This window comes from Duganella radicis (assembly GCF_009720825.1).
GTDB classification, from domain to species: domain Bacteria; phylum Pseudomonadota; class Gammaproteobacteria; order Burkholderiales; family Burkholderiaceae_D; genus Rugamonas; species Rugamonas radicis.
On the sequence record NZ_WNKY01000040.1, the window covers coordinates 1 to 11,357 of the forward strand.

The 11,357-nt window shown below is 67.2% G+C and carries 12 protein-coding genes; 7 read left to right on the plus strand and 5 right to left on the minus strand.

Features of this window, described 5'->3' with window-relative positions; translation table 11 throughout:
• The first annotated feature begins 210 nt into the window (after positions 1-210).
• Entirely contained in the window at positions 211-1,521 is a 1,311-nt protein-coding gene (gene argA / locus GM676_RS24500) for an amino-acid N-acetyltransferase (RefSeq protein WP_155466791.1), read from the plus strand.
• Between the two features lie 29 nt (positions 1,522-1,550).
• Positions 1,551-1,823: an oxidative damage protection protein gene (locus GM676_RS24505; protein WP_155466792.1), complete on the plus strand. Its 273-nt coding sequence runs from the start codon at positions 1,551-1,553 to the stop codon at positions 1,821-1,823.
• Between the two features lie 60 nt (positions 1,824-1,883).
• On the opposite strand, the gene rpiA is transcribed toward GM676_RS24505, so the two are convergent.
• Positions 1,884-2,561, minus strand: a complete 678-nt coding sequence (gene rpiA, locus GM676_RS24510) for a ribose-5-phosphate isomerase RpiA (RefSeq protein ID WP_155466793.1) — start codon at positions 2,559-2,561, stop codon at positions 1,884-1,886.
• A 179-nt stretch (positions 2,562-2,740) separates the two neighbouring features.
• On the opposite strand from rpiA, the gene GM676_RS24515 reads away from it, so the two are divergent.
• The 3 genes from GM676_RS24515 to GM676_RS24525 are packed head-to-tail and all read left to right on the plus strand — an operon-like array spanning position 2,741 to position 4,684.
• Positions 2,741-3,109, plus strand: coding sequence for a response regulator (locus GM676_RS24515; protein ID WP_155466794.1), 369 nt, complete (start codon positions 2,741-2,743; stop codon positions 3,107-3,109).
• A 2-nt stretch (positions 3,110-3,111) separates the two neighbouring features.
• Entirely contained in the window at positions 3,112-3,744 is a 633-nt protein-coding gene (locus tag GM676_RS24520; protein WP_155466795.1) for a chemotaxis protein CheC, read from the plus strand.
• Between the two features lie 7 nt (positions 3,745-3,751).
• The gene (locus GM676_RS24525) at positions 3,752-4,684 is read left to right on the plus strand and encodes a sensor domain-containing diguanylate cyclase (RefSeq protein WP_155466796.1); all 933 of its coding nucleotides are present in this window, start codon (positions 3,752-3,754) and stop codon (positions 4,682-4,684) included.
• Here GM676_RS24525 and GM676_RS24530 read toward each other — a convergent pair.
• The gene (locus tag GM676_RS24530; protein ID WP_155466797.1) at positions 4,681-5,520 is read right to left on the minus strand and encodes a helix-turn-helix domain-containing protein; all 840 of its coding nucleotides are present in this window, start codon (positions 5,518-5,520) and stop codon (positions 4,681-4,683) included. The two genes, GM676_RS24525 and GM676_RS24530, sit on opposite strands and share 4 nt — an antisense overlap.
• Positions 5,521-5,608: 88 nt before the next feature.
• On the opposite strand from GM676_RS24530, the gene GM676_RS24535 reads away from it, so the two are divergent.
• Positions 5,609-7,012, plus strand: a complete 1,404-nt coding sequence (locus GM676_RS24535) for a cytochrome P450 (protein ID WP_155466799.1) — start codon at positions 5,609-5,611, stop codon at positions 7,010-7,012.
• Here GM676_RS24535 and GM676_RS24540 read toward each other — a convergent pair.
• A complete protein-coding gene (locus GM676_RS24540) occupies positions 7,009-7,731 on the minus strand; it encodes an NAD(P)H-dependent oxidoreductase (protein WP_155466801.1) in 723 nt (240 codons plus the stop codon). The genes GM676_RS24535 and GM676_RS24540 overlap by 4 nt on opposite strands.
• Positions 7,732-7,809: 78 nt before the next feature.
• Between GM676_RS24540 and GM676_RS24545 the strand changes: the two genes are divergently transcribed.
• Positions 7,810-8,703, plus strand: coding sequence for a LysR family transcriptional regulator (locus GM676_RS24545; RefSeq protein WP_155466803.1), 894 nt, complete (start codon positions 7,810-7,812; stop codon positions 8,701-8,703).
• A gap of 27 nt (positions 8,704-8,730) precedes the next feature.
• Here GM676_RS24545 and eda read toward each other — a convergent pair whose 3' ends face one another.
• Together eda and edd are read right to left on the minus strand one after the other, a co-directional pair.
• Positions 8,731-9,357, minus strand: coding sequence for a bifunctional 4-hydroxy-2-oxoglutarate aldolase/2-dehydro-3-deoxy-phosphogluconate aldolase (gene eda, locus GM676_RS24550; RefSeq protein ID WP_155466805.1), 627 nt, complete (start codon positions 9,355-9,357; stop codon positions 8,731-8,733).
• 1 nt (position 9,358) lies between these two features.
• Complete coding sequence (gene edd / locus GM676_RS24555; protein WP_155466807.1) at positions 9,359-11,281, minus strand: phosphogluconate dehydratase; 1,923 nt, start codon at positions 11,279-11,281, stop codon at positions 9,359-9,361.
• Positions 11,282-11,357 lie beyond the last annotated feature (76 nt).

Below are 11,357 nucleotides of genomic sequence, written 5' to 3' on the forward strand. Positions count from 1 at the left end.
GGCCGTCGCCACGCGGCGCGCGCGCGCCGCGCTCCCCCTGCGGGCGCGGCTGCCCCTGCCCCACCGGACGGGCTTGAGCGGCTGGCGCGGGACGTTTGACAGCGGTTTGAGGGCTGGAAGACGGTTTTTGTGGCTTGTTGCTGGCTTCTGACATTGTTTTTTACAAAGGTATTTGGCGCGGACGTCGCGCCCCGAATTATAATGCGGCTAATGGAAAACCCTACCCAATTCGTCCAATGGCTGCGCTCCGTCGCGCCCTACATCCACGCCTTCCGCGGCAAGACCTTCGTGGTCGCCTTCCCCGGTGAACTGGTGGCCGCCGGCGCCCTGCCGGTGCTGGCCCACGACTTGTCGCTGCTGCACGCGCTGGACATCAACGTCACCGTGATCTACGGCTCGCGCCCGCAGGTGGCCGAACAGCTGGCCCTGCGCAACGTCGAAGGCCGCTTCCACCACGGCCTGCGCATCACCGACCCCGCCGCCATGGAATGCGCCAAGGAGGCGGCCGGCGAGCTGCGGCTCGACATCGAGGCCGCCTTCAGCCAGGGCTTGCCCAACACGCCGATGTCCAACGCGGCGATCCGTATCATTTCCGGCAACTTCATCACCGCCAAGCCGCTCGGCGTGATCGACGGCGTCGACCTCGAGCTGACCGGCGTCACCCGCAAGGTGGACGCCGAGACCATCCACTCCATCCTCGGCTCGGACGGCCTGGTGCTGCTGTCGCCGCTGGGCTTCTCGCCCACCGGCGAGGCCTTCAACCTGACCATGGAGGACGTGGCCTGCGCCACCGCCATCGCCCTGCACGCCGACAAGCTGATCTTCATCACCGAGACCCCCTTGATGACCGACGCCGCCGGCGCCGAGATCCGCGAACTGTCCTCGCACCAGGCCGAGGCCGTGCTGCAGGCCGGCTTCCTGCCGGACGCCACCGCCTTCTACCTCAAGCACTGCATCAAGGCCTGCGACAACGGCGTCGAGCGCTCGCACATCGTCTCGTTCGACATGGACGGCTCGGCCCTGCTGGAACTGTTCACCCACGACGGCGTCGGCACCATGATCTCGCACGAGAACCTGGAATCGCTGCGCCCGGCCACCATCGAGGACGTGGGCGGCATCATCAAGCTGATCGAACCGCTCGAGGCCGACGGCACCCTGGTCAAGCGCGGCCGCGAGCTGATCGAGCGCGAGATCGAGATGTTCTCGGTGATCGAGCACGACGGCGTGATCTTCGGCTGCGCCGCCCTGTACCCGTTCCCCGAGCAGAAAATGGCGGAAATGGCCTGCCTGACCGTCAACCCCGAGGTGCAGGGCCAGGGCGACGGCGACCGCATCCTCAAGCACATGGAAAACCGCGCGCGCGCCATGGGCGTGCACAAGCTGTTCGTGCTGACCACCCGCACCGCGCACTGGTTCATCAAGCGCGGCTTCGCCCCGGCCACGGTCGACGCCCTGCCCAGGGACCGCCAGCGCATGTACAACTGGCAGCGCAAATCCCAGGTTTTGATTAAGACCTTATAATCCCGTTTTTCAGTTTAGGAGCAACCCACATGGCCCGCACCGTTCAATGCATTAAACTCAACAAGGAAGCCGAGGGCTTGGACTTCCCGCCGTATCCGGGCGAACTGGGCAAGCGGATCTACGAGCAGGTGTCGAAGGAAGCCTGGGCCGCCTGGCTCAAGCACCAGACCATGCTGGTCAACGAAAACCGCCTGAACCTGGCCGACCAGCGCGCCCGCAAATACCTGGCGGCGCAGATGGAAAAGCACTTCTTCGGCGACGGCGCCGACATGGCGCAGGGCTACGTGCCGCCCGCCGAGTAAGGTCGTTCCGGCGCCGGCCGGAACCCAATTGGGTCCCGGCCCGCGCCGGGACGACAGCGCTTAAAACTTCAGGGTCTTCACGCCCTCGGCGGTGCCCAGCAGACAGACATCGGCGCCGCGGGCGGCGAACAGGCCCACCGCGATCACCCCGACGATCTGGTTGATCTTCTCTTCCAGCGCTTTCGGCTCGGTAATCGACAGGCCCGCCACATCCAGCAGGTAGCCGCCGTTGTCGGTCACAAACGCTTCCTGCGTGCCCGGCTTCAGGCGCAGCTGCGGCGTGCCGCCCAGCTTGACCAGCGCGCGCGCCACCGCCGCGCGCGCCATCGGGATCACTTCCACCGGCAGCGGGAACCTGCCCATCACGTCCACCAGCTTGGACCCGTCGGCGATGCAGACGAACTGCTTCGCCACCGAGGCGACGATCTTCTCGCGCGTCAGCGCCGCGCCGCCGCCCTTGATCATGGCGCCGGAATGGTCGATCTCGTCAGCGCCGTCGATGTACACCGCCATCTCCGCCACGTCGTTCAGATCGAACACGGCGATGCCATGGCCGCGCAGGCGGGCGGCGGTGGCTTCGGACGAGGCCACGGTGCCCTTGATCCGGTGCTTGATCCTGGCCAGCTCGTCGATGAAGAAATTGGCGGTCGAGCCGGTGCCCACGCCGATGATCTCGTTCTCCACCACGTAGGCGATGGCGGCACGGGCTACGGCTTGTTTCAGTTCGTCTTGGGTCATGATCAATCTATCAGGAAGGGGGAATCGGAAAGGCGCTATTTTACCATCCCGCTTTGCGCTCAAAAATTACCCCAGGACAACATGCATGAAAAGCGTACAAAGCAAGCAACACCGGCCGCCGCCGGGCGCGCAGGATATGCGAGAATGCATCCACAACAAGAACCGCCGGGGATAGAGACATGACCACCACCAAAACCGTCCTGATCGTCGACGACAGCCGCGTCTCGCGCATGATGGCGCGCCAGTACATCGCCGGCCTGCGCGCCGACTGGATCGTCGAGGAGGCCGGCACCGGCGAGGAATCGCTGCTCAAGGCGCGCGACGTCACGCCCGACCTGATCCTGATGGACGTCAACATGCCCGGCATGGGCGGCCTCGCCGCCGCCGAGCAACTGCGCCAGGAATTCCCCTCGGTGCCGATCTCGCTGCTGACCGCCAACGTGCAAAGCGCCACCCGCGAGCGCGCCAGCGCCATGGGCATCGGCTTTGTCGAGAAGCCCATCACCGCGGCGCGCATCGCCCAGCTGGTGGCCACGCTGGAAGCGTAACCATGTTCAACCTGTCCGCCCTGGAAAACGACGCCCTGATCGAGATCTTCAACATCGGCGTCGGCCAGGCCGCCGCCTCGATGAGCGCCATCGTCAACGAGGCGGTGCGCATGTCGGTGCCGTCGATCAGCTTCCTCCCGCGCGCCGAGGCGGCGCGCCTGCTGGGCAAGGGCGACGGCCTGCCCGAGCGCATCTGCGGCGTCAGCCAGCACTTCGGCGGCGCCTTCGAGACCGAGGCCATCCTCATGTTCCCGGAGGACAAAAGCCTGGAGATCGTGCGCCTGATGGTGGGCGAGGCGATGCCGCTCAAGGAGCTGACCGAGATGGAGCAGGAAGCCATGTGCGAGATCGGCAACATCATGCTCAATTCCTGCGTCGGCACGCTGGCCAACATCTTCCAGCGCGAGCTGGAGGGCTCGCTGCCGCGCTACCACCTCGGCACCAGCGACCAGATCCTGATCGCCACCGGCAGCCAGGCCGACGGCGTGGTGCTGATGCTGCACATCGACTTCCTGCTGGAGAAGCACCAGATCCACGGCTACGTGGCCTTCGTGCTGGACCTCTCGGCGCTGCACGACCTAAAGCAGCAGATCAACCTCTACATCGCGCGCGCGATGGGCCAGGGGCAGGGTTGAGGGCGGCATGAACCCACTGCGCCCGCCCCTGCTGGAAAGCGTGTTCCGCGCGCTCAACCTGGGCGCCATCGTGCTCGACGGCGAGCGCCACGTGGTACTGTGGAACAGCTGGATGGCCCGGCATGCCGGGCTGCCGTCCGAGCAGGTGCTGGGGCAGGACTTCTTCGCCGTCTGCCCCGGGCTGCGCGGCGGCCGGGTCGACGCCGCCATCCAGCACGCGCTGTACAACAACTTCCCCTCCCTGCTGTCGCAGACCCTGAACAAGGCGCCGTTCGACCTGTACCTGCGCGGCCAGCGCATCCAGCAGGCGGTGGAGGTGACGCCGATCGCGGTGGCCGGCGCGCCGCGCCACTGCCTGATCCAGGTCACCGACGTCAGCATCGCGGTCGGACGGGAAAAGCTGCTGCGCGAGCAGGCCATGGTGCTGCGCTCGCAGAGCTTCGCCGACGGCCTGACCGGCATCGCCAACCGCCGCCACTTCGACGTGGCGATGGAGAAGGAACACCGGCGCGCCAAGCGCGGCGGCACGCCGCTGTCGCTGCTGATGATCGACATCGACCACTTCAAGCCCTACAACGACCACTACGGCCACCAGAAGGGCGACCAGTGCCTGATCCAGGTGGCCACCGCGCTGGCCGGCATGCTCAAGCGCCCGTGCGACCTGATGGCGCGCTACGGCGGCGAGGAGTTCGCCATGATCCTGCCGGAGACCGATCCGGAGCAGGCCTGGCGGATGGCGGAAAGCATCCGCGCGCGGGCCGAGGCGCTGGCCATCCCGCACCAGCGCAACAGCGATCCGTCGCGGCTGGTGACGGTCAGCATCGGCATCGCCACCCAACCGGCCGCCGCGCCGGTGGCGATCGAGGCCCTGATCGGCGCCGCCGACCGCGCGCTGTACCAGGCCAAGCGCGGCGGCCGCAACCGCATCGCCGCCGCCTAATTCCAGATCCGGTAAATCCAGTAGCGTTCGTCGCTGGAGGCCAGCACGCGCGCCAGTTCGCCCGGCGTGTGGCCGGTGATCTCGCGCGCCTCGCGGCACAAATGGGCCTGGTCGGAATAACCGCCGCGCGCGGCAATGTCGGACCATACGGCCTTGCCGCTCATGAATTCGTCGCGCGCCTCAAAGAAGGACCGCTCGGCGCGCTGCAAGCGCAGCAGCTTGCGCAGCGGCTGGCCGGCGCTGGCCTTGATGCGGCGCTCGATGCTGCGCACGCCCCTGCCCAGCGCGCTGTCGGCCACCTGCGTGGCCAGGTGGCGCACCCAGTCGCCGGCCATGGCGCCGGCGCCGCCGGCCCGCGCCGCCTGCCAGCGCGGTTGCAGAAACTCCTCCAGCAGCCGCACGCCGCGCTCCGGCGCGGCCAGCACCGCCTCGGCTAGGGCCTGCCACTCGGCGCCCAGCGCCAGCTCCACCGGCGCCCAGCGATCCACCCATTGCGAGACATCGACGCCGGACATGGCGTGCAGCGCCTGCGGGTAAAACATCACCATCAGCACCCGCACCGGCCCCGGATTGTAGGTGACGATGGGCCGTGTTTGCGGACCGCAGAACACCACGCGTATCCGCTCCTGCGGCGCATCGGGCGGCTCGACCACCTCGGCCTCGCCTTCGATATAAAAGGTGATGGAACAGTGCGGCGTGGCGGGGAAATGGTTGTAGCGGTCCTGCCGGTCGGTCAGCGGCGCCTCCACCGTGCTGCGCACCACGTAGGCGCGCACGCAGGACGCCAGCGGCTGGCGCGGGAAGATCAGGCGGGTGGTCGGCTCGGCGGCATTCATGGCAAATAGTTTATACCATGTCGGAATCATTCAATACTTGCCGCGCTGGCCGGCGCACACTGAGGCCTCGTCCAAAGAGGGAGCTGACATGCAAAACGCGATTGCCGCCGAACTTCGTCATATGCACGACCTGCCCGGCCCACGTCCGTGGCCATTGGCGGGCAACCTGCCGCAGATGCGGCCGCTGCGCATCCACCAGGACGTCGAGGCCTGGACCAGGCAATACGGACCGCTGTTCAAGATCAGCTTTGGCAACGTGCAAACGCTGGTGGTGGCCAGCCACGAGCTGGTGAGCGCGATGCTGCGCGACCGCCCGGACGGTTTCCGCCGCCCGTCCATCACCGCGCGCGTCTCGGACGAAATGGGCGGCCTGCCGGGCGTGTTCCTGGCCGAGGGCGCGGCGTGGCGCGATCAGCGCCGCATGGTGATGGCGGCGCTGGCGCCGCACGCGGTGAAAGCGTATTTTCCGTCGCTGGTCTCGGTGGTGCGGCGCTTGCAGCGGCGCTGGCAGCTGGCCGCGCGCAGCGGCAGCGACATCGATCTGGCCGAAGACCTGAAACGCTACAGCGTGGATATCATCGCCGGGCTGGCGTTCGGCACCGAAGTCAACACCATCGACGGCGGCGAGGACGTGATCCAGCGCCACATGGACGTGGTGCTGCCGGCGGTGGCGCGCCGGTCGATCGCGCTGTTCCCCTACTGGCGCTACATCCGGCTGCCGCAGGACCGGCAGCTGGACAGCAGCCTGCTTGAACTGCGCAAGGCGGTCGACCAACTGATCGCCGCCGCCCGCGCGCGCCTTGCCGCCGAGCCACAGCGCCGCCAGCAGCCCGCCAATCTGCTGGAAGCGATGATCTGCGCGGCCGACCAGGGCGGCAGCGGCGTCGATGACCAGGCGGTGGCCGGCAACGTCACCACCATGCTGCTGGCCGGCGAAGACACCACCAGCAACTCGCTGGCGTGGATGCTGTACCTGCTCCAACAGAACCCCGCCGCCATGCGCAAGGCGCGTGAGGAGGTCATGCGCGTGGCGCCCGATCCCTCGGCGTTCAGCATCGAGCAGATGGATGGCCTGGACTATCTCGACGCCTGCGCGCAGGAAGCCATGCGCCTCAAGCCGGTGGCGCCCTTCATCCCGCTGGAAGCCCTGCGCGACACGGTGGTCGGCGATGTGATCGTGCCCAAAGGCGGCCTGCTGTGGTGCGTGATGCGCAACGACAGCGTGTCGGACGCGCACATGCCGGATGCGGCCGACTTCAAGCCGGAGCGCTGGCTGGAGCCGACCATCAACAAGCAGGTATCGATGCCCTTCGGCGCCGGCGTGCGCACCTGTCCGGGACGCTACCTGGCGCTGCTGGAAATCAAACTGGCCAGCGCCATGCTGCTGTCCAGCTTTGAGATCCAGTCGATCGCCACCGTGGACGGCAAGCCGCCGGAGGAACTGATGGGCTTCACCATGTCGCCGATCGGCCTGCGCATGCGGCTGGGCTAAGCCAGGTGCGCCGCAAAGCCGCTGGCTGCGGGCGCGATATCGGCCTTTAAGATCATGGCCGGGATATCGTAGTCGCCGTGATTCTGGCGGCGGTACGGAATCGGCGGCGTGGTCGCCAGCGTGTCGAGGCGCTGGCCCAGTTGTTCGGTGATGGCGGCGAAGCGCTGCTCGCCCATGCTGCGCGCCTTATACACCAGGAATGGCGGCAGCACCTCCATGCCCGGGTAGTACAGGATGCCGTGATGGATGGGGAACAGCAGCTCATCCACCGCGCCGTTGATGCCGCGCGGGCTGTAGTGCGATTCCCAGCCACCCGCCGTCACCACCAGCATGGCGCGCTTGCCGGACAGCGTGCCCTCGCCGTAGCGGTCGCCCCAGCGCCGGTCGGAATGCTCGCCGACGCCGTAGCCGAAGCCCAGCGTGTACACGCGCTCCACCCAGCCCTTCATGATGGCCGGCATGGAAAACCACCACAGCGGGAACTGGAAGATCACCGTGTCGGCCCAGCGCAGCTTTTCCTGCTCGCGCAAAATGTCGGCGCGATGATGCACGCGTTCCGGGATTTCGCTGGCAGCCAGCGTGGCGTTCCACTCCATCGCATACAGATCGGACACCTGCACCGCGTGGCCTGCGGCTCGCAGGTGTTGCACGGCAAAGTCTTTCAGCGCGCCGTTCAGCGAACGTGGCTCGGGATGGGCATAAACAATCAGGACATTCATGAGAGGCTCCTTGAAAACCTCAGAATAAGCGTCCTTCAGGTATAGTAGAAATGAATTCCCAATATTCCAGCTATAGACATGACTAATCTCAGGCGACTGGACCTCAACCTGCTGGTGACGCTGGATGTGCTGCTGGCGGAGCACAACGTCACGCGCGCGGCGCAGCGGCTGAACTTCTCGCAGCCATCGATCAGCGTGCACCTGGCCAGGCTGCGCGACATCTTCGGCGATCCCCTGCTGCTGCCGGGCCCACGCGGCATGCGCCCCACCGCGCGCGCCGAGGCGCTGCGCGAGCCACTGCGGCAGGCGCTGGAAGCACTGGGCCGCGCCGTCTCCCCGGCCGCGCCCTTCGATCCGGCGCAGGCCGAGCACACCTGGCGCGTGGCCGCCACCGACTACGGCGAATCGACCATCCTGCTGCCGGCCATGGCCAGCCTGCGCGCCGCCGCGCCGGGCACGCGCATCGCCGTGCTGGAACTGGCGCCTCCGCACATCGCGCGGCAGGCGGAGCAAGGCATCATCGACCTCGCCTTCCACACCAGCGACGGCGCGCCGCCGGGCATGCGCCACCGGCCTCTGTTCAAGGAAAGCTACGTGCTGGCAGGCCGCGCCGGCCATCCACGCCTGAAACGCAAGCCGACCCTCCGGCAGTTCTGCGCGCTGGAACACGTGATCGTGTCGCCGGACGGCGGCGGCTTCAGCGGCGCCACGGATAAAACGCTGGCGGAAGCCGGGCTGACGCGGCGCGTGGTGCTGTCGGTGCCGCACTTCCTGTTTGTGATCTCGGCGTTATGCCGCAGCGACCTGGTGGCCATGCTGCCCGAGCGCCTGGTGCGCGACAACCCGGCCCTGCGCGTGGTGGCGCCGCCAGTGGCCATCCCCGGCTACCAAATGACCATGCTCTGGCACGAACGCCTGCACCGCGACCCCGCCCACCAATGGCTGCGCGAGCACATCGCCGCCTGCATATGAAAAACGGCGCCGTAGCGCCGTTGTGGTTTAGCCGCGCAGGGCGCTGGCCGCCCTGGCCAGTTCGGTGATCTTGTCCCACTCACCGTTGGCCATCAGGTCTTTCGGGGTCAGCCAGGAGCCGCCGACGCAGGCCACGTTCTTCAGTTTCAGGAACTGCGGCGCGGTCTCGATCGAGATGCCGCCGGTCGGGCAGAAGGTGATGTCCGGCAGCGGGCCGCCGATGCCGTTCAACATGCCGACGCCGCCCGCCGGCACCGCTGGGAACAGCTTGAGCTGCTTGAAGCCCTGCTCGCGCGCCACCATCACTTCCGATGGCGTCATCACGCCCGGCAGCAGCGGCAGGCCGCTGCTCTTGGCGGCGGCGATCAGCGCCGGGGTCAGGCCCGGCGACACGCCAAACACCGCGCCGGCGTCGCGCGAGGCGGCGAATTCTTCCGGCTGGGTCAGCGTGCCGACGCCGACGATGGCGCCTTCCACTTCCGACATCGCCTTGATCGCGCCCAGGCCGTGCCTGGTGCGCAGGGTCACTTCCAGCACGCGGATGCCGCCCGCCACCAGCGCTTTCGCCAGCGGCACTGCATGTTCAGGATCATCGATCGCGATCACCGGGATCACGGCCGAGGTACGCATAATATCGAGCAGGGACAGAGTCATATCAGGCTTCTTTCTTGGTCGAGAAATCTTCGTCGGAACCCGGCACGGTGTTACCGACCGGTTCTTTGTCATGCAGGTTCACCGTGGTGGCGATCGGCGACGGCAGCGGGAAGGTGGTGGCGCCCTTCTCCGCTTCGCACACGCTGTTGCGGAACATGGAGAACAGTTCGCGGCCCATGCCGACGTGGTTGACCGACATGTCGGCGTGCGCCATCGCGCGCGCGTGCCACGCGGCCGAATCCACCAGCGCCTCCAGCGTGCCGGTTTCGGCGCACACCTTGATGATGTCGCCGTCGCGCACCAGGCCCAAAGGACCACCGGCCAGAATCTCCGGCGAGACGTGGATCGCGGCCGGCACCTTGCCCGAGGCGCCCGACATGCGGCCGTCGGTCACCAGCGCCACCTTGCGGCCGGCGTCCTGCAGGTTGGCCAGCGCCGGGGTCAGCGCGTGCAGTTCCGGCATGCCGTTGGCGCGCGGGCCCTGGAAGCGGATCACGGCCACGAAGTCGCGGTCCAGCTGACCGGCCTTGTAGGCGTCCATGAAATCCTCCTGCGAATTGAACACCAGCGCCGGCGCTTGCACCGTGCGGTGCTGCGGCTTCACGGCCGACACCTTCATCACAGCGCGGCCCAGGTTGCCCTGCACCAGCACCATGCCGCCATCCGGCGAGAATGGGTTGCCGTGCTTGCGCAACACGTTCTCGTCGCCCGATTCGGCCGGCGAGTCGCGGAACACCACGCCCTGGTCTTTCTCACCCAGGAACGGCTCGGCGCAGTGCTTGCGCAGACCCTTGCCGAGGATGGTGGTGACGTCGTCGTGCAGCAGGCCGGCGTCCAGCAGTTCGCGGATCACGAAGCCGGTGCTGCCGGCGGCGTGGAAGTGGTTGACGTCTGCCTCGCCGTTCGGGTAGATGCGGCACAGCAGCGGCACCACCTTCGACAGCTCGTCGAAGTCGTCCCAGTCGATCACGATGCCGGCCGCTTTGGCGATGGCCGGCAGGTGCAGCGTGTGGTTGGTGGAACCGCCGGTGGCCAGCAACGCCACGATGGCGTTGACGATGGCCTTCTCGTCGACCACATGGCCGACCGGGATGTATTCGCTGCCCTGGTCGGTGATGACGGCGGCGCGCCGGGCGGCGGCCTTGGTCAGTTCATCGCGCAGCGGCGTGTTCGGGGTGATGAAGGCGGCGCCCGGCAGGTGCAGGCCCATGACCTCCATCAGCATCTGGTTGGAGTTGGCGGTGCCGTAGAAGGTGCAGGTGCCGGCGCCGTGGTAGGACTTCGACTCGCCTTCCAGCAGCTCGGCGCGGCCGGCCTTGCCCTGCGCGTACAGCTGGCGGATCTTGGCTTTCTCGGAATTCGACAGGCCGGTGGTCATCGGGCCGGCCGGCACGAACACCGCCGGCAGGTGGCCGAAGTGCAGCGCGCCGATCAGCAGGCCCGGCACGATCTTGTCGCACACGCCCAGGTACAGCGCCGAGTCGAACATATTGTGCGACAGCGCCACGGCGGCGGCCATGGCGATGGCGTCGCGCGAGAACAGCGACAGCTCCATGCCCGGCTGGCCCTGGGTCACGCCGTCGCACATGGCGGGCGTGCCGCCGGCGAATTGCGCCACCGCGCCGACTTCGCGCACGGCCTGCTTGATGATTTCAGGGAAGCGCTCGAACGGCTGGTGCGCCGACAGCATGTCGTTGTAGGCCGAGACAATCGCCACCGATGGCTTTTTCACTTCCTTCAGCACCAGCTTGTCGTTGGCCGGGAAGGCGGCAAAGCCGTGCGCCAGGTTGGTACAGGCCAGGGTGCCGCGCTGCGGGCCTTTGACGCGGGCCGCTTCGAGATGGGCCAGGTAAGCCCCGCGCGATGGTTTGCTGCGCTGAATGATGCGATTGGTGACTTTTTCCAGGACTGGATGCAACGCCATGATCGTTCCTTATGAATGGATTCCGTGAAATTTTACTACAAAATCGCAAAGCCCACCGGCTTTTCTTAGGCCGACC